Annotated in this window: 19 protein-coding genes and 1 tRNA gene; 15 read left to right on the top strand and 5 right to left on the bottom strand. The window is 62.5% G+C overall.

Going from position 1 to position 22,614, the window contains the following annotated elements:
- Positions 1–77 precede the first annotated feature (77 nt).
- The 7 genes from AAE027_RS09715 to AAE027_RS09685 all read left to right on the top strand — a co-directional run bounded on the left by AAE027_RS09715 (position 78) and on the right by AAE027_RS09685 (position 8,673).
- Positions 78–1,058 (top strand): LysR family transcriptional regulator, encoded by a 981-nt coding sequence (locus AAE027_RS09715; RefSeq protein ID WP_370987561.1) that lies wholly within the window; start codon positions 78–80, stop codon positions 1,056–1,058.
- A 442-nt stretch (positions 1,059–1,500) separates the two neighbouring features.
- Positions 1,501–3,471 (top strand): AMP-binding protein, encoded by a 1,971-nt coding sequence (locus AAE027_RS09710; protein ID WP_370987560.1) that lies wholly within the window; start codon positions 1,501–1,503, stop codon positions 3,469–3,471.
- On the top strand, positions 3,468–4,253 hold the full coding sequence (locus tag AAE027_RS09705; protein ID WP_091878471.1) for an ABC transporter ATP-binding protein: 786 nt from the start codon (positions 3,468–3,470) through the stop codon (positions 4,251–4,253). Before AAE027_RS09710 ends, AAE027_RS09705 begins: the two co-directional genes overlap by 4 nt.
- 9 nt (positions 4,254–4,262) lie before the next feature.
- The gene (locus AAE027_RS09700; RefSeq protein WP_091878473.1) at positions 4,263–5,192 is read left to right on the top strand and encodes a branched-chain amino acid ABC transporter permease; all 930 of its coding nucleotides are present in this window, start codon (positions 4,263–4,265) and stop codon (positions 5,190–5,192) included.
- Between the two features lie 14 nt (positions 5,193–5,206).
- A complete protein-coding gene (locus AAE027_RS09695) occupies positions 5,207–6,334 on the top strand; it encodes a branched-chain amino acid ABC transporter permease (RefSeq protein ID WP_128932296.1) in 1,128 nt (375 codons plus the stop codon).
- A gap of 101 nt (positions 6,335–6,435) precedes the next feature.
- On the top strand, positions 6,436–7,761 hold the full coding sequence (locus tag AAE027_RS09690) for an ABC transporter substrate-binding protein (RefSeq protein ID WP_370987559.1): 1,326 nt from the start codon (positions 6,436–6,438) through the stop codon (positions 7,759–7,761).
- 75 nt (positions 7,762–7,836) lie between these two features.
- Complete coding sequence (locus tag AAE027_RS09685) at positions 7,837–8,673, top strand: ABC transporter ATP-binding protein (RefSeq protein WP_370987558.1); 837 nt, start codon at positions 7,837–7,839, stop codon at positions 8,671–8,673.
- Between the two features lie 165 nt (positions 8,674–8,838).
- On the opposite strand, the gene AAE027_RS09680 is transcribed toward AAE027_RS09685, so the two are convergent.
- The 5 genes from AAE027_RS09680 to AAE027_RS09660 form a co-directional block, all read right to left on the bottom strand.
- Positions 8,839–8,914 (bottom strand) — tRNA-Lys (locus tag AAE027_RS09680).
- A 168-nt stretch (positions 8,915–9,082) separates the two neighbouring features.
- Positions 9,083–9,679 (bottom strand): Spy/CpxP family protein refolding chaperone, encoded by a 597-nt coding sequence (locus AAE027_RS09675; RefSeq protein ID WP_370987557.1) that lies wholly within the window; start codon positions 9,677–9,679, stop codon positions 9,083–9,085.
- Positions 9,680–9,871: 192 nt separating this feature from the next.
- Positions 9,872–10,873, bottom strand: coding sequence for a TRAP transporter substrate-binding protein (locus AAE027_RS09670; RefSeq protein ID WP_091878846.1), 1,002 nt, complete (start codon positions 10,871–10,873; stop codon positions 9,872–9,874).
- A 282-nt stretch (positions 10,874–11,155) separates the two neighbouring features.
- Positions 11,156–12,718 (bottom strand): 2-isopropylmalate synthase, encoded by a 1,563-nt coding sequence (locus tag AAE027_RS09665; protein WP_091878849.1) that lies wholly within the window; start codon positions 12,716–12,718, stop codon positions 11,156–11,158.
- Positions 12,719–13,115: 397 nt separating this feature from the next.
- The gene (locus AAE027_RS09660) at positions 13,116–13,382 is read right to left on the bottom strand and encodes a hypothetical protein (RefSeq protein WP_091880278.1); all 267 of its coding nucleotides are present in this window, start codon (positions 13,380–13,382) and stop codon (positions 13,116–13,118) included.
- 176 nt (positions 13,383–13,558) lie between these two features.
- Here AAE027_RS09660 and AAE027_RS09655 point away from each other — a divergent pair, with 176 nt between their 5' ends.
- The 8 genes from AAE027_RS09655 to AAE027_RS09620 all read left to right on the top strand — a co-directional run bounded on the left by AAE027_RS09655 (position 13,559) and on the right by AAE027_RS09620 (position 22,489).
- Positions 13,559–14,809 carry an SMP-30/gluconolactonase/LRE family protein gene (locus tag AAE027_RS09655; protein ID WP_370987556.1) on the top strand — a complete coding sequence of 417 codons (1,251 nt, stop codon included), beginning with the start codon at positions 13,559–13,561 and terminating at the stop codon, positions 14,807–14,809.
- A 102-nt stretch (positions 14,810–14,911) separates the two neighbouring features.
- On the top strand, positions 14,912–16,012 hold the full coding sequence (locus AAE027_RS09650) for an NAD(P)/FAD-dependent oxidoreductase (RefSeq protein ID WP_370987555.1): 1,101 nt from the start codon (positions 14,912–14,914) through the stop codon (positions 16,010–16,012).
- Positions 16,013–16,069: 57 nt separating this feature from the next.
- Positions 16,070–16,273 (top strand): hypothetical protein, encoded by a 204-nt coding sequence (locus AAE027_RS09645; protein WP_176945287.1) that lies wholly within the window; start codon positions 16,070–16,072, stop codon positions 16,271–16,273.
- A 309-nt stretch (positions 16,274–16,582) separates the two neighbouring features.
- A complete protein-coding gene (locus tag AAE027_RS09640) occupies positions 16,583–17,830 on the top strand; it encodes an ABC transporter substrate-binding protein (RefSeq protein WP_370987554.1) in 1,248 nt (415 codons plus the stop codon).
- Between the two features lie 98 nt (positions 17,831–17,928).
- Positions 17,929–18,804 carry a branched-chain amino acid ABC transporter permease gene (locus AAE027_RS09635; protein ID WP_370987553.1) on the top strand — a complete coding sequence of 292 codons (876 nt, stop codon included), beginning with the start codon at positions 17,929–17,931 and terminating at the stop codon, positions 18,802–18,804.
- 1 nt (position 18,805) lies between these two features.
- Positions 18,806–19,732, top strand: coding sequence for a branched-chain amino acid ABC transporter permease (locus AAE027_RS09630; RefSeq protein WP_370987552.1), 927 nt, complete (start codon positions 18,806–18,808; stop codon positions 19,730–19,732).
- Positions 19,732–21,213, top strand: coding sequence for an ATP-binding cassette domain-containing protein (locus AAE027_RS09625; RefSeq protein ID WP_370987551.1), 1,482 nt, complete (start codon positions 19,732–19,734; stop codon positions 21,211–21,213). Before AAE027_RS09630 ends, AAE027_RS09625 begins: the two co-directional genes overlap by 1 nt.
- 40 nt (positions 21,214–21,253) lie before the next feature.
- The gene (locus AAE027_RS09620; protein ID WP_370987550.1) at positions 21,254–22,489 is read left to right on the top strand and encodes an ABC transporter substrate-binding protein; all 1,236 of its coding nucleotides are present in this window, start codon (positions 21,254–21,256) and stop codon (positions 22,487–22,489) included.
- Positions 22,490–22,614 lie beyond the last annotated feature (125 nt).

Raw genomic sequence — 22,614 nt, 5'->3', positions numbered from 1 at the left:
TGGCGTCGGAAGCGTGGTAGCAGTCGGCTCCGTATTTGGATATGCTATGATCCTTATATCCATTATTGCAGAATGCAATGAAGCACCGGGACCTCTCCGAGACGAACCTGCTGGAGCCGCGCCTGCTCCGGCTCTTCGATGCATTGTTCACCACGGGTAGCGTGACCAAGGCAGCCGATAAGCTCGGTCAGAGCCAGCCGACCATTTCGATCTGGCTGGCGCGCCTGCGAAAGGAACTGGACGATCCGCTCTTTATCCGGTCGGCGGAGGGAATGCTGCCGACTCCGCGCGCCGAGGCTCTCATCGGCACGGCCAGACAGGCGTTGGAGATGCTGCGTCGTCTGGCAGAGCTTCGCCCCGAGTTTGATCCGGCGACTGCAAAGCGCCGCTTCGTCATCTGCATGACGGATGCGAGCCACATCACGCTGCTTCCGGCCATCCTCGCCTACGTTCGTCGTGTTGCTCCGGGCATCCGCATCGAGGCGGCGCAGATCGGCGGCGATACCCCACGAATGCTGCAGTCTGGCGAGGCCGATCTGGCGCTCGGCTACATCTCGGACCTCGACGCTGGGCACTTCCAACAGGCACTCTTTCCGCAGGATTGGGTCTGCTTGGCGAACGCAAAACATGCCCGGATCCGCGACCGCATCACCGCAAAGGATTTCAGGCGTGAGGCGCACGTCCTCATTCGCTCCGGCACCGGACATCAGTTGCTCGCGGCCGCGCTACAGGAGCAGCGGATAGTCCTCGACGTTGCGCTTGAGCTGCCGGGCTTTTTGGGGTTACCCGCAATCGTCGGAACGACTGACCTGATCGCCACCCTTCCAAGGCACATCGGCGAAACGTTGGCTCACTATTACGGACTGCGCGTGCTCGACTGCCCGCTGGCGATCGTCGGCTTTACGGTGAAGCAATATTGGCACGCCCGCTTCCATCACGATCCGGCAAGCCAATGGCTGCGTGACGTGTGCGGTGAGCTCTTTCAACAGCAGGAAGTACGGGGTCTACATCGTTCCGGCCGGCCAAAGAAACGACGGCCCCGCGATTTGCCGTCGTAGTCGACCGTTTATTGAGGGCGGAAGCTAAACGTTCGGTTTGCGCAAAAAGGCTGCCGATGTCATGTATCCGGCCCTCGAAGCCTCGGTTGGTCAGGGCGGCAAGGCAGCCCTCCACCGCCTTCGCAGCCGACCAATGCCTACGCAGAATAGGATTTTCCCCTGTCGGAATGGAGCGCAGCTTCAATATCGCAACGCAACATAAATCTGGACGCTCGAGTTTAGCCGTCAATACCGCAATCGGTTATTGGCAGGCGGCCCCCTCAATGACCCACCGCGGGGACGGTCACGACAATCTCGGCCCGGCAAAACCGGGACTTGTAGGACTTTCGAACCGTTGTAATGTTGGAAGGTGCGGCGTTCGCATGGCTGCTTCCCATAAAGGGCGCGGCGTCACCATAAGCAGGCGCGAACCAACGCGTCGGTTTTTGGGATCGAGAGCGACATGGCCGATGGCGGATCGTTTGATACGTTCCCCAAGTTGCTTCTGCGAAATGCGACGCAGTTCGGCACGCGTCCGGCGTTTCGACACAAGGATCTTGGCATTTGGCAGACGTGGACGTGGGCCCAGGTTGCTGCGATCGTCCGGGCTTACGCCGCGGGCTTGCATCGACTTGGACTGCAGCCAGGAGACAAGATCGCGGTAGTGGGTTCCAACCGACCGAAGCTCTACTGGACCATGATGGCAGCGCAGGCGCTGCAAGCGATTCCGGTTCCGGTTTACTCGGACGCAGTGGCTGAAGAGCTTGCTTTTGTTCTCGCGCACGCTGAGGCGAGCTTTGTTGCAGCACAGGATCAGGAGCAAGTGGACAAGGTCTTGTCCGTATGCGAGCGAGTGCCGCATCTTCAAAAGATTCTCTATGACGAGTCGCGCGGCCTTGATGGCTACGCGGACAGCCGGCTGATCGCGATCCACGATGTCATCGAGGACGGTCGCGCAGCGCTGACGGCGGATCCGGCGCTCTGTGGACAGATCGATGAATTCGTCCGGCAGGGTGATGGTTCTGACATCGCGGTCATCCTCTACACCTCGGGAACGACCGGCGCGTCGAAGGGCGTCATGCTGTCGACGCGAGGCTGCATTGACGCCGCGTCGGACACCACCAGGTTCGACGGACTGGCCGACCACGACGTGGTGTTCGCATATCTGCCGCTGGCCTGGGTGGGCGATCATTACCTCAACTATGTGCAAGGCCTTGTCGCTGGCTTCTGCATGGCCTGTCCCGAGAGTAGTGAAACGATCGAGCAGGATCGGCGCGAGATCGGACCGACCTTCTATTTCGCGCCGCCGCGTGGTTTCGAGGCCATGCGGACGCGCCTGATGATCCGCATGGAGGACGCTGCGCCTGTCAAGCGTCGAATGTTCAACTACTTTCTCGACGTGGCGCGCCGGTATGGCGAGCAGGTGTTGACCGGAAAACAGGTGCTCCTGCGGGGCCGGTTGCTCTATGCGCTCGGGCGCTTGCTGGTCTACGAACCTCTCAAGAATGTTCTCGGCCTGTCCCGGGTGCGTGTCGCGTACACTGCAGGCGAAGCCATCGGTCCGGACTTGTTCGCATTCTACCGCTCGATCGGACTAAATCTGAAGCAGCTCTACGGCCAGACCGAAGCCTTCCTGTACGTGACGTGCCAGCCTGATGGCGAGATCTACCCCGATACGGTTGGTCCGGCGGCCCCGAACGTCGACATCCGCATTGCGCAATCGGGCGAAGTGCAATTTCGCTCGCCCGGCATGTTCGTCGGATATTTCAAGGATCAAGCAAAGACCGCGGAAACCATGACATTCGACGGTTACGTCAAGACCGGCGATGCGGGCTTTTTCGACGAGAAGACCGGACATCTAAAGATCATCGATCGGGCGAAGGACGTCGGCTGGCTGGCTGACGGCACGATGGTTGCGCCGAAGTACCTTGAGAACAAACTGAAGTTTTTTCCCAATATCAAGGAAGCGATCACTTTCGGCGACTCACGAGAGTTCGTTTGCGCCATGATCAACATCGACCCGGTCGCTATCGCGAATTGGGCGGAGCGCAACAATATCGCCTATGGCTCCTATCAGGAGCTTGCCGGGCATCCGCTGGTCTATGACATGGTAGCGAAAGACGTTGCCGCGGTGAACCACTCTCTCGTCAAGGAAAGGGTGCTGGCGGGCGCTCAAATTCGTCGCTTTCTCATTTTGCACAAGGAACTCGACGCAGATGACGGCGAATTGACCCGCACGCAGAAGGTGCGTCGCCGGTTCATTGCCGAGCGCTATGCGCCACTGGTCACCGCACTCTACGACGGCTCGCATGAGGCCGACATTTCCACTGAAGTCACTTTTGAGGATGGCCGCAAGGGCACTATCGCGGCTCGTGTCAAGATCCGCGACATGCAGGCCAGTGGTTCGGCGGAATCTTTGGGGAAGGCAGCATGAGAGCGCCGGACACAAACGAGATCCTGCTTCAAGTCGAGGGCGTAGCACTGGCCTTCGGCGGTGTTAGGGCGCTGAGGGACGTTTCGTTCAACGTGAGAAAAGGCGAAATTCGAGCCATCATCGGCCCCAACGGCGCCGGCAAGACCTCGATGCTCAACGTCATCAATGGTTTCTATCACCCTGATCGTGGCGCCATCACCTTCAAGGGGCGCACCCGGGCCAGGATGCAGCCTTTCGAGGCCGCCCGCGGCGGCGTCGCGCGCACCTTCCAGAACGTCGCCCTGTTCAAGGGAATGAGCGCGCTCGACAACATCATGGCTGGCCGCACGTTGAAGGTGCGCCGGGGCCTCTTATGGCAGATGCTGCGTTACGGCCCTGCTCTGGCAGAGGAAGTCGAGCATCGGCACCGGGTCGAGGAGATTATCGACTTCCTGGAGATCGAATCGATCCGCAAGGTGCCTGTCGGGCGCTTGCCATACGGCTTGCAGAAGCGCGTCGAGCTTGGTCGCGCTCTCGCCATGGAGCCCGACCTTCTTCTCCTCGACGAGCCCATGGCAGGGATGAATCTCGAGGAGAAGGAGGACATGTCGCGGTTCATTATCGATGTGAACAGCCATTACGGCACAACGATCGTGCTGATCGAGCACGACATGGCTGTCGTTATGGATCTGTCGGATCGCGTGGCGGTGCTCGATCATGGCGTAAAGATCGCCGACGGCACGCCGGACGAGATGAGGGAGAACCAGGCCGTCATCGACGCCTATCTTGGCGTCGCACACTGAGGTGCGTTCGTGATCGCATTGGGTCAGTTTCTCGAGGTCCTGATCGGCGGATTGATGTCCGGCGTGCTCTATTCGCTGGTCGCCCTCGGCTTCGTGCTGATCTTCAAGGCATCCGGCGTTTTTAATTTTGCCCAGGGTGCAATGGTATTGCTCGCGGGATTGGCGCTGGTTCGCTCGCTCGATCTCCTCGTGGCCAACGGCTTCCCGCTTTGGGTTGCGATCGTTCTCGGCATCGGCTTTGCCGCCGTGATCATGGCGACAACGGCTTGGCTGATCGAGCGGTTCGTGATCGGACCCCTCATCAACCAGGACGCCCTCACGCTGTTCATGTCCACCATCGGCGTGACATTCGTTCTCGAGGGCGCGGCGGAAATGATCTTCGGATCGGATGTTTATCCGTTGCGGCTATTCCCGACGGACGCCTGGTTCGTGTTTGAGGGCCTCTTCCCGGGTGGAATTCTGATCAACAAGCTGGACGTCTGGGGTGCATTGATCGCAGGCATCCTGGTCGCCGGCCTCGCGATCTTCTTTCAGCGTACCAAGACCGGTCGCGCACTCAGGGCTGTGGCCGATGACCATTTGGCCGCGCACTCGGTTGGGATTCCAATCAGTTGGATTTGGTTCGTGGTCTGGCTCGTTGCCGGTCTCGTTGCGCTGGTTGCGGCGACCGTGTGGGGCACTAAGCTTGGTGTGCAATTTTCCATCACCTTTCTCGCGCTGAAGGCTCTGCCGGTCCTGATCATCGGGGGCCTCACCTCCATTCCGGGAGCCATCGCCGGCGGGCTCATTGTCGGGGCGGGTGAGAAACTTGCGGAGGTGTACCTCGGGCCATCTATCGGCGGCGGTATCGAATATTGGTTTGGCTATGTGCTGGCGTTAACAGTGTTGCTTGTGCGGCCGCAGGGTCTGTTCGGCGAGCGGATCATCGAGCGTATCTGAGACAGGAGCTAGCTTTGCTTTATCGTGAGGTCGGCCAATTCAAGACAACCTACGCAGAGGATATGGCGATCTTCCCGATCCGTCAGGACCGCATTGCGCTCGCGATCTTGCTCGGCATCGCTTTCATTGGGGTGCCGGTTCTGGCCAGCTTCCACATCTGGCCGTTTGGTAGCGAGTACCTGCTGTGGGCGATTCTGCTGCCCTTCCTGATCCTCGCACTCGCTGCCATCGGCACAAACATTCTCGTCGGCTATTGCGGCCAAATCTCGCTCGGCAGCGGTGCGTTCATGGCCATTGGCGCCTATTCCGCCTACAAGCTGGCGACAGGCGTTCATGTCCCGCTCACCTCGCATGGCTTCGCGATTTCGATCCCGCCTTTGCCCGTATTGGTATCCATTCTGCTTGGCGGGTTCATGGCGGCGGGCGTCGGAATCCTGTTCGGGATTCCCAGTCTGCGGATCAAGGGCCTCTATCTTGCGGTTGCAACGCTCGCGGCGCAGTTCTTCTTCGACTGGGTATTCCTGCGGGTGCCGTGGTTCACCAACTACGCCCCGTCAGGGTCGGTCAATGCGCCGGAGCTGAATTTCTTCGGTGTGGTCGTTCGCACGCCGATCGAACGCTATCTGCTGTGCCTGATCTTCGTCACGGTGATCGCGGTCTTGGCGAAGAATCTCGTCCGCGGCAATCTTGGCCGACAATGGATGGCAATTCGCGATATGGATATCGCTGCCGAGCTGATCGGCATCCGGCCACTCTATGCAAAGCTCACCGCCTTCGCGGTCTCTTCATTTATCATCGGCGTGGCGGGCGCACTCTGGGCGTTCGTCTACCTTGGCTCATGGGAGCCGCTCGCGTTCTCGATCGACCGTTCGCTCGAGCTCTTGTTCATGGTGATAATTGGTGGGCTGGGATCCATCATGGGCCCGTTCGTCGGGGCGGCGTTTATCCTCATTGTGCCGATCATGCTGAACGTCCTTCCAACCCAGCTCGGCGTGCCGCTGTCGACGGAAACGATCACTCACCTGCAGTTCATTATCTTTGGGTCGTTGATCTGCTATCTTCTCATCAAAGAACCCCATGGGTTCGCCCGGCTGATATCAATCGGCAAGGAGAAGCTCAGACTTTGGCCGTTTCCCTATTGAAGTTGCGATCGCGCCTCGAGCGGATGGCGGCTGTTGACAAAGAAGGAAGGAAACAATCCCCCGAACGGAAAAAGAGGGGCTCAAAGGAGGAGAATATCAACATGGCAAGTATTCCACGCAATGTACTGATACTGGCGGCCGCGTTGTCGGGCGCGGCGTTTAGTGCACCGGCCGCAGCGCAAAACGAGCAGTTCATCCCAGTTCTGTCCTACCGGACCGGACCGTACGCTGTGAACGGAGCGCCCTACGCAAACGGCGTTGTGGACTACTACAACCTGATCAATGAGCGTGACGGCGGGATCAACGGCGTCAAGATTCTGACCGAAGAATGCGAGACGAGTTACGCGACCGACAAGGGCGTTGAGTGCTACGAGCGCCTCAAGGGCAAGGGGCCGACCGGCGCGGCCTTCATCAACCCGCTATCGACCGGGATCACCTTTGCCCTCACCGAGAAGACCGCGACCGACAAAATCCCGATCATCACGATGGGGTACGGCCGTGCCGATTCCAAGAACGGCGCGGTGTTCGCCTACAACTTCCCATTGCTCGGCACTTACTGGTCGGCGGCGGATATCGCGATCCAGCATGTCGCCAAGGAACTCGGTGGCTTCGACAAGCTGAAAGGCAGGAAGATTTCGCTGCTGTATCACGACAGCCCCTATGGCAAGGAGCCGATTCCGATGCTGCAGGTGCTGGCGCAGAAGTACGGCTTTGCGTTCACCTCGATCCCGGTCACGCACCCCGGTGTCGAGCAGAAGTCGCAATGGCTGGCGATCCGCCAGAATCGACCGGACTATGTCCTGGTCTGGGGCTGGGGCGTCATGAACAGCACGGCAATCAAGGAAGCGGCGGCCGTTGCCTATCCGCGCGAGAAGATGATCGGTGTTTGGTGGTCGGGCGCAGAGCCCGACGTGACGCCGGCAGGCGATCAGGCCGCAGGTTACAAATCACTGATGCTTCAGCATGGTGCTGGCAGGTTTCCCGTCCATGCTGACATAGAGAAATACGTCTACGCGAAAGGCAAAGGTTCAACGGAATCTGGCAAGGTCGGCGAAGTTCTCTACAACCGTGGCATGGTCAACGCCATGCTCGGCGTGGAGGCGATCCGGAAGGCGCAGGAAAAGTTCGGCAAGAAACCGCTGACGGGCGAGCAGGTCCGTTGGGGGCTGGAGAACCTCATCCTCACCGATGCACGTATCAAGGAACTCGGATTTGAGGGGATGTTGAAGCCGGTCAGCATTTCCTGCTCCGATCACGAGGGTGCGCGCTACGGGCGCGTTCAGCAGTGGGATGGCAAGGCCTGGAAAGTAATCTCCGACTGGTACACGGCAGACGAATCGCTCATCGAACCGCTCGTCGCCGATGTGTCCGCGAAGTATGCCGCGGAGAAGAAGATCCAGCCGCGCGACTGCGCGAAAGAAACTTGAACCAGTCTGACTGATCCGGGAGGCAGGTTTGCCTGCTCCCGGATCCCCGAAGGTGCAACTGTCTGGAGGTCTGCCGTGTCAACCCCCAAGGTCGCTCCGGCGACGGAAGCGGCAGCTCCGGTTCTGTCGGTCAACAATATCGAGGTTGTCTACGATCACGTCATCCTCGTGTTGAAGGGCGTATCGCTGGAGGTTCCGCGGGGCGGCATAGTCGCGCTTCTCGGCGCCAATGGTGCCGGCAAGACCACGACGCTGAAAGCGATCTCCAATCTGCTGCATGCAGAGCGCGGCGAAGTTACCAAAGGCTCGATTCTATTCGATGGCATCGAGGTGCAGTCCATGTCAAACGACCTGGTGCGGCGCGGCTGCATTCAGGTGATGGAGGGACGACGTGCCTTCCCTCACCTCACGATAGAAGAGAATCTTCTGACTGGCGCCTTCACGCGCAAGGACGGCAAGTCGGCGATCACGCAGGACCTTGAGCGGGTCTATGCCTATTTCCCCCGCCTCAGAGAGCGACGTGGTTCCACCGCCGGTTATACGTCAGGCGGTGAACAGCAGATGTGCGTGATCGGGCGCGCGCTGATGTCGTGCCCGAAGATGATCCTGCTCGATGAACCTTCGATGGGCCTTGCGCCGCAGATCGTGCAGGAGATCTTCGAGATCGTAAAGGATCTCAACGTCAAGGAAGGCGTTTCCTTTCTTCTCGCCGAGCAGAACACCAATATGGCGCTCAAATACGCGAGCCACGGCTATATCCTCGAAAATGGCCGCGTGGTGATGGACGGCGAGGCACGGGCGCTCGCAGCAAATGAGGACGTCAAGGAATTCTACCTTGGCGTTGCCGGTGACAGGCGAAAATCATTCCGCGACGTGAAGCACTACAAGCGTCGCAAGCGCTGGCTCGGATGACGCAGAGCGATCGGCTCCGCTCGTCGGGAATGTATGCAACCCAGCGTGGCCAACAGGCTCAAAGAAAGGATTTTCGCGCCTACCGAATGCGGACTGGACCAAGTGCAGCCGCTGACCGCTTGTCGGAATGGCTATCGCGAGGGGTACCCAAGCCATTGAAAGGCTTGGTGGGCGCACCAGGGCTCGAACCTGGGACCCGCTGATTAAGAGTCAGCTGCTCTACCAACTGAGCTATGCGCCCGAAAGGCGGTTAAGGCCTTGCGAGGCCGGTCGTTTAGCAAAGCGATCCGGGTATGGCAAGCGATGGGACGCAAGTTTTCCAAGGCTTCGTCCACACGTCCAAAAAAGCGAAAAGCCGCCGGATTCCAGCGGCTTCGCCAGGGTTAATCCCGGGACAGTCCGGCCCCCCTCAGAGCCGGCCTTCGCCGTCCCGGTCCGAACCGCCGTCGCGGTCGAAACGGTCACGATGGAAGTGCTCCATGCCGCGCTCCATCATGCGGTCCATGCCGCGTTCCATGAAGTGGCGGGGCGGCCCGTCTTCGCCGCCGCCGAATGGGCCGCGGTGGCGGGTCAGCACCGCGAGGCGCCGCTTCTGGCCCTCATCCAGCGTCTTGTAGAGCGGATCGGCGGCATCGGCGATCTTCTTCAGGGCGGCGGAACTGGCGCCCATGTCCTCGGCGCGCTGGCGCAGGCGCGCAATCGGATCCTCCGGCTTGTCGGTATCGCCCGGGCCGGCATTCATCCGCGCATTGGCGCGGTCGATGCGCAGCTTGGCGAAATCGCGCACGGCGGCCTCGACCGGCGGCCACAGCTTCTCCTGATCGGCATTGAGCTTCAAGCCGGCATGGACGGCGGCGATCCGCGCGTCGACGAAGGCGGCGCGGTCCTCGGGGTTCATGCGGATGTGATGGAAGCGCTCCATCCACGGGCGATGATATTGAGCATAGACCACGCCCGAGCCGGCGATGCTGAGCACGGCAATGGCAGCGATGGTGAACTTCCTCATACGGACCTCCTCTGGAAGGATGCCCCGAGGATGAGCGCGGTGCGGCTGACGCGCAACTTACAACTTGGACAGGAAGCGGCGTTCTTACGACGACGCAACGCCTGATTTTACCGCCAGCCACAATCAGAAATCATTCGCAACAAAAAGGCTTCCGTGCAGCTCGCACGGAAGCCCCTTCATCGTCTTTCCAGATCAGTTGGTCGTGCTCTTGGCTTCCTTCAGGAATTCGTCGATCAGCGGCTGGCCGACGCGGCTTGCGGCGTCCTTGTAGACCGGCTCCATCGCCTTGCGCATCGCCTCGTCCTGCTCGCCCGTGAGCTTGATGATCTCGCTCTTGCCGCTCTTCTTGATCTCGGCGAGCGCGTCGTCGTTCTCCTTCTGCGACTGCGCGTTGCTGAAGGCGGTTGCCTCCTTCATCGCCTTCGAAAGCTGGTCGCGGATGTCGGCCGGCAGATCGTCCCAGAACTTCTTGTTCACGATCACGACGTAGCCGATGTAACCGTGATTGGTCTCGGTGATGTACTTCTGCACCTCGTGCATCTTCTGGGTATAGATGTTCGACCAGGTGTTCTCCTGTCCGTCGACGACGCCGGTCTGGAGTGCCTGGTAGACTTCCGAGAACGCCATCACCTGCGGCAGCGAGCCGAGCGCCTTGAACTGGGCCTGGAGCACGCGCGAGGACTGGATGCGGAATTTGACGCCCTGATAGTCGGCAGGCGAGATCAGCTTCTTGTTGGCGCTCATCTGCTTGAAGCCGTTATCCCAATAGGCAAGTCCCGTGATGCCCTTGGCGTCCAGGAGCTTGAGCAGCTTTGCGCCGAGCGGGCCTTCCGTCACCTTCCGCAGCGTCTTCAGGTCGGGAAGGATGTAGGGCAGATCGAACACCTCGAACTCGCGGATGCCGAGCGGACCGAATTTCGAGTTGGACGGCGCCAGCATCTGCACGCTGCCGAGCTGGAGCGCCTCGAGCTCTTCCTTGTCCTTGTAGAGCGTCGAGTTCGGATAGACTTCGACCTTGACCTTGCCGCCGGTGTACTTCTCGGCGAGCTCCTTGAATTTCTCCGCCCCCTTGCCCTTCGGCGTGTCGGTGGCGACGACGTGGCTGAATTTGATGATGATCGGGTCAGCGCTGGCGGGGCCGACAAGGCCCAAGGCCAAAGCCGCGACGGAGGCCGCGATCGCAAAGGTGCGCATAATCTCTCCCTGGTGTTATTGGGCCGCCCGGCATGCCGAGCGGCCTATCCTCATGCCGACAGCATCAATACAGGCCGGCAGCCTGCACGGCTATTGGCCGTTAGCAGGGCAGGTATTCATGGTGAATGCCGCGAGCATCGCTGCGCCCTCTCCCGCTTGCGGGAGAGGGTTGGGGAGAGCTCCCTGTGAGAACGGAGCCTTCACCTGCCTCGCTCCGGCGCGCAAGTGCGCTGCCGAGCGCGTCGGCCTCTCCCGCCAGCGGGAGAGGCGAAGTCAGCTGCGTCAACTCGCCGCTGCCGCCGTCACCGTATCGCGCTGGCGCTTCATGACGATCTTGTTGAGCGCGCCGAGATAGGCCTTTGCGGAGGCCACCAGCGTATCCGGGTCCGCCGCACGCGCCGTCATCGAACGGCCGTCCTGCGACAGCCGCACCGAGACCTCGGCCTGTGCGTCGGTGCCTTCGGTCACCGCGTGAACCTGGTACAGCTCGAGTTTGGCCTCGTGCGGCACCAGGCGCTTGATGCAGTTGAACACCGCGTCGACCGGACCGTTGCCCTCGGCCTCCTCGATCTTGATCTGACCGTCGACGTCGAGCTTCATGGTCGCGCGCTGCGGGCCGTGGGTGCCGGCGATCACGGTCAGCGAAGTCAGCTTGATGCGGTCGTGCGAAGCTGCCATCTCCTCGTCGACCAGCGCCTCGATGTCCTCGTCGTAGATGTCCTTCTTGCGGTCGGCCAGCGCCTTCATCCGCGTGAACGCATCTTCCAGCTGATTGGGGCCGAGCTTGTAGCCCATCTCCTCCAGCTTGTGCACGAAGGCATGACGGCCGGAATGCTTGCCCAGCACCAGCGAGGACTGCTTCAGGCCGACCATCTCCGGGCGCATGATCTCGTAGGTGGAGGCGTCCTTCAGCACGCCGTCCTGGTGGATGCCGCTCTCATGCGCGAACGCGTTCCGGCCGACGATGGCTTTGTTGTACTGCACCGGGAACGAGGTCGCCGCCGATACCATCTTCGAGGCGCGGGTCAGCTGCGTGGTGTCGATCTTGTTCCAGTACGGGAATTTGTCGTTGCGCACGTTGATCGCCATCACGATCTCTTCGAGCGCCGCGTTACCGGCGCGCTCGCCGATGCCGTTGATGGTGCACTCGACCTGGCGCGCGCCGCCGACCACGCCGGCCAGCGAGTTCGCCACCGCCATGCCGAGGTCGTTATGGCAGTGCACGGAGAACACAGCCTTGTCCGAGTTCGGCACGCGCTCGATCAGCGTCTTCATGAAGTGGGTGTATTCCTCCGGCACCGTGTAGCCGACGGTGTCGGGGATGTTCACCGTGGTGGCGCCGGCTTTGATCACGGCCTCGACGATGCGGCACAGGAAGTCCATCTCGCTGCGGGTGCCGTCCTCGGCCGACCATTCGACGTCGTCGATCTGGTTGCGGGCGCGCGCGACCATGGCGACCGAGGTCTCGATCACCTGCTCCGGGGTCTTGTTGAGCTTCACCCGCATGTGCAGCGGCGAGGTCGCAATCACGGTGTGGACGCGACCGCGCTTGGCGAACTTCACCGCCTCGGCGCAGCGGTCGATGTCGGCCGGGTGGGCGCGGGACAGGCCGGCGATCACCGAATTCTTGGAGCGGCGGGCGATCTCGCTGACCGCCTGGAAGTCGCCTTCGGAGGTGATTGGGAAGCCGGCCTCGATGACGTCGACGCCCATATCGTCCAGGAGCTCGGCGACCTCGAGCTTCTCCTCGAAGGTCATGGTGGCGCCGGGGCACTGCTCGCCGTCGCGCAACGTGGTGTCGAAAATGATGACGCGGTCCTTGTCGGACTTGTTCACGGTGGCCATTCCAAATTTCCTTTTGAGCTTTTGCGCCGTTCAGTCTGCTGGGCGCTTGAGGTGTCCGGTGATCTCGACCAACCCCTGAGCGCCCAGGCGCGTGGCGCCCAGCCGGCCCTCAGGGGCAGCTAAGAAGAAGCCCGCCAAGAAGGAGGGTGGGCAGCGCGGCCGGGATCGCGGCGGCGGCCACAGCCACCTCCCCCGAAATCCCATCGATTTGGCCGCGAATCAGCATTGCCAGACCCTTTTGAGCCCACAATCCTCGGTCAAAACCGTTGACGGTTGGTTGCCGGGGGCTCGATACGCCCGTTTCTAGACGAGAAACGGCCACAACTGCAACGCCAAAAGATGGTCAGGGGAGCTGACCTAGTAGAGGGGAATTTGTAGGCCAGCGCGCGACCGCCGGCTATCCGGTGCCGGTGCGACGGGCGCGGGCCCTGCTTTCCCAGCGGTTCAGCATCTGGCCAAGCTCGCCGGTGGTAACCACGGCGGCGCCGGCGTTCGTGATCTCGTTGGTGTTTGCCGGCGCGTGGGCGGAGAGCCAATCCGGCTCGGTGTACTCGCGCCAGCGGCGTGCCTCCGCGCGCCTTTTGCGAGAGACGTAGTCGCGCGTGAAGTAGCCGGCCGCAAATGCGATCGCGAGCAGAATGACCAGGACGACAAATTGCACAATGAGCTCCGGCTTTATCCCCGTCAGCCTCCAATCCAAACGCATTCGAAGGTGACGAAATTGCGACCCGCCTCGCGCAGCGGTTTCGATTCCACCCCTCGCAACCGGCTGCGGACCGCATTAACCTCCGCCCGGCTCGGCCGGATCAACCGGCCAGCGAACATGATCGGGAGGACGCGATGACACGCCAAGAGGCTCGTGACGGAGAGCAGCGTGACCACGATGGTGCGCTTTCACGACGAACACTTGTCCAAGGAGTTGTACAAGGGCTTGCGCTCGGCGCCGCCGCCACAATGGCCGGAGCCGGCTCCGCGCTGGCGCAGACCGGCCCCGCCGCACCGCCGACGACGATCACCACCCCGCCGCGCGACTTCGGCCCCCGTGGCGCGCCGACCACCTATTTCTGGGACCCCGACATCATCGCCGTCGATCCGTCCTTCAACGATCTCGCGCAGCCCAACACCGCGATCAAGCGGCTCTACACCGGTGTGCTCTGGGCCGAGGGCCCGGCCTGGAGCGCGCAAGGACGTTATCTGCTGTGGAGCGACATTCCCAACAACCGTCAGATGCGCTGGAGCGAGGACGACGGTCGCGTCAGCGTGTTTCGTGCGCCATCCAACAACTCCAACGGCAACTCATTCGACTTCCAGGGCCGCCAGCTTTCCTGCGAACACTTGACGCGTCGGGTGACGCGATATGAGCATGACGGCACCGCCACGGTGCTCGCGGACTCCTATCAGGGCAAGAAGCTGAACTCGCCGAATGACATCGCCGCGCATCCCGACGGCAGCTACTGGTTCACCGATCCGCCCTATGGCGGCCAGCTCTACGAAGGCGAGCCCGACGTCGCAGGCGGCCCGAGCAATGCAGGCGGCAAGCTCAATCCGCGGATCGGACAGCCGGCCGGCTTCGTCGCAGGCAAACGCGAGTTGCCGACCAACTGCTATCGCATCGACCCTTCGGGCCGCATCGACCTCGTCGTCACCGAAGACCAGGTGCCAGATCCGAACGGCCTCTGCTTCTCACCCGATTACAAGAAGCTCTACATCGCCTCGACCGGCAAGGGACCGGGCGACACCGGAGCGGGCGGCAAGGGCGAGATCTTCGTGTTCGACGTCGGCACGGACAACAAGCTCTCCGGCCTCAAGAAGTTCAGCGATTGCGTGATCGACGGCGTGAAGTGCGGACCCGACGGCCTGCGCTGCGACGTCAACGGCAATGTCTGGGCCTCCAGCAATGCCGGCCGCTCGGTCGGCTACAATGGCGTGACGGTGTGGTCGCCGGAGGGCAAGCTGCTCGGCCGCATCCGCCTGCCGGAAGTCTGCGGCAACATCACCTTCGGCGGCCCCAAGCGCAACCGCCTGTTCATGGCCGCGAGCCAGTCGCTCTACGCGGTCTACACGGCGACACAAGGCGCTGGGCCGGGCTGAAGCGGCGCGACGCAGTCCACGAGACGGCGCCGGCGCGCCCTGCCGGCGCCGAATTGTTTTGATACTCCTCTCGATGCGAGAGGGACTATCAGGGAAGAAGCCATGTGCGTTGTCATCTGCGGCGGCGGCGTGATCGGCGCCTGCACCGCTTATTTCCTCGGCCGCCTCGGCATCGACGTCATCGTCGTCGAACGGACCGAGGTCGCGGCCGCCGCATCCGGCAAGGCCGGCGGATTCCTGGCGCTCGACTGGTGCGCCGACACGCCGCTCGATGCGCTGGCGCGGCGCAGCTTTGCGCTTCATGCGCGGTTGCCGGACGAGACCGCTGGTGATTGGGGCTATCGCCGCATGAACGCCTATAGCGGCTTCGTCGTGTCCGATGCTGATGCGCACCGTGATGCGCCGGCCGCGCTCGGCTGGCTCTCCAATGGCGTCGTCATCGCGCACCGCCTCGGCACGACTGAGACGACCGCGATCGTTCATCCGCGCAAGTTCACCTCCGCCATGATGAACGCGGCCCTCGCGCAAGGCGCCGAGCTTCGAACCGGACGCGTCACCGGCATCGTTCGCGATGCGAACGGCACCGCGCGCGGGGTCGAAATTGACGGCCGCACCCTTGAGGCGGATGCGGTAGTGATCGCCATGGGACCTTGGTCGCTGCTCGCCGCACAATGGATGAGCCTGCCCGCCGTCTACGGCCAGCGCAGCCCGAGCATCGTTTACGACACCGGCACGGATGTGCCGGCGGATGCGCTGTTCCTGGAATATGATGAGAATGGCAGCGCGGTCTCGATCGAGGTTTTCCCGCGTGCCGACGGCGCAACGCACGTCACTGCCTTCTCCGACGTCGCGCCACTGCCGCTGGATCCGGCCGTGGTGACGCCCGACGAGGACGCGATCGCTCGCCTGCAGGCGATCTCCGAACGGCTGTCGCCCGCGTTTCGCGCCGACAGGATCATCGCGCGGCAGGCCTGCTTCCGTCCGGTCACGCAGGACGGCTTGCCGCTGATCGGCAAGGTGCCGGGAAGTGAGGGCCTCTACGTTGCGACTGGACATAATGTCTGGGGCATCCTCAATGCGCCCGCGACCGGCGAAGCGCTGGCGCAGCTGATCGCGCATGGCGCAGCAGGCGATGTCGACCTGTCGCCGTTCGATCCCGCCCGGCTGCGCCCGCTCGATCCGTCGCTGCTAAGGGCGCGCTAAGCCGCACCGGAGAACGCGGCCTCCGCTTCGCTGCGCAACCGGTCCCGGCGTTTCGAGATGGCTGACGAAGACGTCGCTGATGCGGAGCAACTCGCGATTGGACAAGCCAGAGAGATCGCCGATGTCGAACAGCATCGCACGGCGTCCGAACCTGAAGTCGACGAGCAGGCCGGGATCGGCGAACGGCTCGTTGACGAGGCGGCATTCAACCAGCTGGACCATGCTTTAAGACCTTCCCGCGCGGCGCGGCATTACCACTGACAACGCAGCTCGCTCGCGGTCGCATCGACGCCCGTGGCGGGCGATGATCAATGGCTGCTCGCAGTGCGGGCGTTTCGGGTCGACACTGACGATCGCAAGGCCGAGCGCATACAGCATGGCGATCGACGAAATCTGCATGCCTGATCCCGAAGCAGCGCTTGCAACTGCAATACCAGCTGTTTGCGCAGCGCTAGACTTTAGCCGGCTCTCACAATCCTGAATGCAGTTTCACTTGCCGAGAATGTCATCGCCGTTATAGTCCCGCCCCAATAGCTCGTAAGAGGCTTATTAAAAGGGAGAAAGAACAACATGAAAATCATACTCTCTGGTGCATTGCGGATGGTCCTCGGCGCAGCCTCACTCGGCGCGCTGATGACCGCGTCGAGCGCGGCACTTGCGGTAGACCCGATCAGGATCGGCGTGATCGCGGAGGCGCAGGCGATCGCCGGCGCATCGATCCCGCAGGCGGCGCAGCTCGCAGCCGACGAGATCAATGCGAGCGGCGGCGTCGACGGCCGCAAGATCGAGATCATCTCCTACGACAATCACTCCTCCTCCGCAGATTCGGTGCGCGCGTTCCAGCGCGCGGTGAACGAGGACAAGGTCAACGCGGTCATCGCCAGCTACATCAGCGAGGTGGTGCTGGCGCTGGAGCCCTGGGCCTCGCGTCTGAAGACGCCGTTCGTGACGCCCGGCGCGGCCTCCAACGAGATCAGCAAGAGCGTCCACGCCGACTACGAGAAGAACAAGTACACCTTCCATGGCTATCTGACCTCGGCCGCGCTGGCGCTCTCGGTCTGCGACGCCGCCAAGGATCTGCTCGTCGACAAGATGCATATGAAGTCGGCGGTGATCATGAGCGAAGACGCCGCCTGGACCAAGCCGCTCGACGTCGGCTACGAGGAATGCCTGCCCAAGGTCGGGCTGAAGGTGCTCGATCACATCCGCTTCTCGCCCGATACCACCGACTTCACGCCGATCTTCAACAAGATCGAGGGCTCCAAGCCCGACGTGATCATCACCGGCATCTCGCATGTCGGCGTGCAGCCGACGGTGCAGTGGAAGAACCAGCAGGTGCCGATCCCGATGTTCGGCATCGCCTCGCAGGCGACAAACGAGACCTTTGGCAAGGACACCAATCAAGCGGCCGAAGGCGTGCTCTACCAGGGCGTCTCCGGCCCTGGCGTCGCGGTGACGCCGAAGTCGGTGCCGTTCGCGGAGAACTTCAAGAAGAAGTACGGCAATTATCCGTCCTATGCCGGCTACACCGCCTATGACGAGGTCTACTACATCGCCGATGCCGCCAAGCGCGCAGGCTCGACCGACGCCGACAAGCTGGTCGCGGCGCTCGAGAAGACCGACTGGGAAGGCACGATCGGTCGCGTCCAGTTCTACGGCAAGGACGATCCGTTCACGCACTCGATCAAGTACGGCAAGGGCCTGATCACCGGACTGATGCTGCAATGGCAGAACGGCAAGCAGACCGCGGTCTGGCCGAAGGACGTCGCCAAGACCGACGTCAAGTTCCCGAGCTTCATCAAGCTCACCACGAACTGATCGGAACAGCTCCCGGGCTCTTTCCCCGGGAGCTTCAACATGCGGCTTCCGCAGCACCTTTTCTCAAGAGGCAGCCAAGACTGCCTGGCCAACCATAGATGCAAGCATTCCAGATATTGATCGATGGCTTTGCCATCAGCGCTCTCTACGCTCTCGGTGCAACCGGCTTCACGCTGATCTTCGGCGTCTCCGGCGTGCTCAACCTCTCTCACGGTGCCATCATGGTGGCCGCCGCGGTGGCGGCCTGGGCTGCTGCCAGCATCCTCAATGTCGGCACCTATGCCGGCGCGCTGATCGGCGTCGGCGTCGCGCTTCTCACCGCCTTCGCCACCTATTTCGCGGTGGTGAAGCCGATCCAGGATTCGCGGCGCATCCCGAACGAGGAAAAGGAGATCTTCGTCCTCACCGGCACCCTGCTGTGGGGCATCATGATCCAGGAGCTGATCGCCTATTTCTTCACCAACAACGCCAAGACCGTGCTGCCGATCGTCGACGGCGTGGTCGAGATCCTCGGCGTCCGCACGCCGCGCAACGAGATTTTTACGGCGATCGTCTGCTGCCTGGTCATCGCGCTGCTGTGGCTCCTGGTGAACCGCACCCGCACCGGCAAGGCCGTGCTGGCGGCCTCGATGAACCCGCGCGGTGTCACCCTGCTCGGGCTCGAGCTCACCAACATCTACATCGTGGTGTGGGCAATCTATGGCATTTTGGCCGGCATTGCCGGCGTGCTGCTCGGAATGTTCTTAGGGGTCAGCTCCTACAGCGTCGGACCGCTGACCGCGAGCGCGTTCTCGATCGTCGTGCTCGGCGGCCTCGGCAGCGTCTCCGGCTCGCTGATCGCGGCCTTCGTGGTCGGCTATCTCGAGACCCTGACGGCCTACCTGCTCTCGCCGGCCTACCGCACCATCCCGGCGCTGCTGCTGCTCGTGTTCGTGATGTACATCCGGCCCCAGGGCCTTCTGGGGAGGCGCTGAGATGTCCACCTTCTTCACCTCGCGCCTGTTCTTCATCTCGCTCGCGCTCGTCATCATCGCGGCAACGCTGCCGCTCTACGTCTCCGGCTACGTGCTCGGGCTGCTCACCGTCGCGTTCTATTTCGGCGTGTTCGCGATGGCCTGGGACCTCTTGTTCGGCTTTGCCGGCGAAGTGAACTTTGGCCCCACGTTCCTGATCGGCGTCGGTGCCTACGCCGCCGGCATCCTCAATGCCCAGTTCGGCTGGTCAGTTTATCTCTGCATCGTCCTCGGCGCCCTCGCCTCCGTCGTCGCCGGCCTCGTGCTGGCGCTGCCGGCCTTGCGGGTGCGCGGGCCCTATTTCGGCCTGACCACGCTGGTCGCGGTCTTGATGCTGCAGAACTTCATCGTCGTGTTCGCCGACCTCACCGGCGGTGAGATCGGGCTCACCATCCCCGACGTCATCAGCATCAATGCCGGCACGAATTACTGGATCGCGCTCGGCTTCATGACGATCTCGGCGGCGATCCTCTACGGCCTGTCGCAATCGCCTGTTGGACTCGTGCTCCAGGCCAGCGGTCAGGATCCGGTGCAGGCCGGCGCGCTCGGCTTCAACATCGTCAAGCACAAGCTCGCCGCCTTCATCGTCAGCGCGTTCTTCTCGGGGCTGTCGGGCGCGCTGCTGGTGTTCTACTTCGGCACCGCCTCGGTCGGCACCGTCGTCGACGTCGCGGTCGGCGTCAACGTCATCGTCTCCGCCGTGCTCGGCGGCCGCCGCACCGTGCTTGGCGCGGCGTTGGGCGCGATCTTCCTGATCGTCGCCGGCGAGTTCCTACGTCCGACCGGTGAGCTCGCGACCTTCATCGTCTCGGCGGTCGCGCTCCTCGTCGTGCTGTTCTTCCCCGGCGGCTTCCTCGGAGCGGCCCTCTCGCGCGAGGCGCGCACGTGATGGACATGAGGCTTTCAAACCGGGCCGTGCTCGAAGTTCGCGGCCTGACAAAACGCTTCGGCGGATTGACCGCGGTGAAAAACCTCGGCTTCGAGGTCAACGCCGGTGAGATCTTTGGCCTGATCGGGCCGAACGGCTCGGGCAAGTCGACGGCGATGAAGAGCGTGATGGGCATCGAGCGCCCGACATCAGGCGAAGTCGTCTTCGAGGGCGAGGACGTCGCCGGCCTGCCCGCGCACAAGATCGCGCGCAAAGGTTTTGGCATGGTGTTCCAGCACTCGCGGCCGCTGAACCGGCAAACGGTGCTGGAAAACATCATGGTGGCGCTGTTGCCGGACAGCCTGTTCATGCTGTTCCCCGACAAGGCGCTGGTCGAGCGCGCCAAGTGGATCGCCGAGCGCGTCGGGCTCGGCGCAGTCATGAACCGCCGCCCGCCGACGCTTCCGTTTGCCGATCTGCGCCGGCTCGAGCTTGCCAAGGCGATCGCGCGTGACCCCAAGGTCGTGTTGGTCGACGAGCCCTTCGCCGGGCTGACGCGGGCCGAGGTCGACATCTTCTCCGACCTGATCCGCAGCTTTCGCGATGAGGGCCGCGCGGTGATGCTGGTCGACCACAACGTCAAGAGCGTCGCCGCCCTCGTCGACCGCGTGCTCGCGATGTATCTCGGCGAGGAGATCGTCACCGGCAGGGCCGACGACGTGATGAAGAACGAGACCGTACGCCGGGTCTATCTCGGCGGCGCCATCGAGACCCATGCGCGGCCCGAGACCAGCTTCAAGGATAAGGTGCCGCTGCTCCAAGTCGAGAATGTCAGCGTGTTCTACGGCAAGGCCCAGGCGCTGGAGAACGTCTCGATCCACGTCCATGAGGGCGAGTTCGTCTCGGTCGTCGGCCTTAACGGCGCCGGCAAGACCACGCTGTTCAACACCATCTCGGGCTTCCTGCCTTACAGCGGCGAGATCGTCCGTGGCGGCGAGAAGCTGCGCGGCACCAGCCCGGCCAAGATCGCGCGCAGCGGTCTCGTGCAGTGCCCGGAATCGCGCGAGCTGTTCGGCGAGATGAGCGTGCGGGAAAACCTCGATCTCGGTGGCCAGCACCTTTCCGATGACAAGCGCGCGGCACAGCTCGCCTGGCTGTTCGAGCTGTTCCCGATCCTCAAGGAGCGCCAAGGGCAAATGGCGCAGACGCTCTCCGGCGGCGAGCAGCAGATGCTCGCCATCGGCCGCGCGCTGATGATGCAGCCGCAGATCCTGATCCTGGACGAGCCGACGCTGGGCCTTGCCCCCGTCATCCTCGAGCAGTTGTCCAAGGCGCTGACCAAGCTGCGGCAGACCACGTCGATCACGGTGCTGCTCGGCGAGCAGAACGTGACCTTCGCGCTGCCGCATGCCGACCGCGTCTATGTGCTGGAGCATGCAAGGATCGTCTGGGAAGGCGATCCCGGCCGATTCGCGAGCGAGGCCGGCGCCGATTTTCTTTAAGTTCGTCAACATCAACAAAAACATGGAAAAGGAAACGACCATGCGACCATCAGTTTTCGGCAGCAGCCTGCTCGCCTCCGCGCTGGCGCTGTGCCTCGCGGCACCCGCCTACGCGCAGTCGACCGATCCGATCAAGATCGGCGTCATCGCCGAGGTGCAGTCGATCGCCGGTGCGGCGACGCCCGGCGGCGCGCAGATCGCTGCCGACGAGATCAACGCCAAGGGCGGCGTGCTCGGCCGCAAGATCGAGATCGTCACCTACGACAACAAGAGCTCGTCGGCGGATTCCGTGCGCGCCTTCCAGCGTGCGGTCAGCGAGGACAAGGTCTCCGCGGTGATCGCGAGCTATATCAGCGAGGTCGTGCTGGCGCTGGAGCCCTGGGCAGCGCGGCTGAAGATGCCGCTGATCACGCCGGGCGCCGCTTCGAACGAGATCACCAAGGCGATCCACAACGACTACGAGAAGAACAAGTACACCTTCCACGGCTACCTGACCTCGGCCGCCCAGGCCCAGCTCGTCTGCGACGCCGCCAAGGACCTGCTCGTCGACAAGCTCAAGTTCAAGACCGTCGCGATCATGAGCGAGGACGCCGCCTGGACCAAGCCGCTCGACGTCGGCTACGAGGCATGCCTGCCGAAGGCCGGCCTCAAGGTCGTCGAGCACGTCCGCTTCTCGCCTGATACCACCGACTTCACGCCGATCTTCAATAACATCGAGAGCAAGAAGCCCGACGTGATCGTCACCGGCATCTCCCATGTCGGCGTGCAGCCGACGGTGCAGTGGAAGAACCAGCAGGTGCCGATCCCGATGTTCGGCATCAGCGCGCAGGCGCTGAGCCCGACCTTCTGGAAGGACACCAATGGCGCCGCCGACGGCATACCGTCGCTGGCGGTGGCGACGCCCGACGTCGCCGTCACTCCCAAGACGAAGCCGTTCGCGGCCGCCTTCAAGGCCAAGTTCGGCACGCCGCCGGCCTATACCGGCTACACCTCCTATGACGAGGTCTACTTCATCACGGAAGCCATCAAGCGGGCCGGCTCGACCGATCCCGACAAGATGGTCGCCGAGCTCGAGAAGACCGATTACGAGGGCACGATCGGTCGCATCCAGTTCCACGGCAAGAACGACGAGTTCACCCACGGCATCAAGTCGGGCCCCGGCGCTGTCACCGGCCTCGTCTTCCAGTGGCAGGACTCCAAGCAGGTCGTGGTCTGGCCCGAGAAGATCGCGGAAGGCAAGATGAAGTTTCCGAACTTCGTCAAGCTGTCGCAGTAACCAGTCGCATCGACAGGAAGCCCATCGCTCCGCGCGGAGTGATGGGCTTTTTGCTGCCTTTCGCAGATGCGTTCTACGCCGCCGCCTGCCCTATCGACCTTGGGCGATGTTGACTTTCGCCATCC

This window comes from Bradyrhizobium sp. DN3 (genome assembly GCF_041357655.1).
Lineage (GTDB): Bacteria > Pseudomonadota > Alphaproteobacteria > Rhizobiales > Xanthobacteraceae > Bradyrhizobium.
The sequence above is the reverse complement of the archived record's forward strand: the minus strand, read 5'-3'. Positions and strand labels throughout refer to the sequence as shown.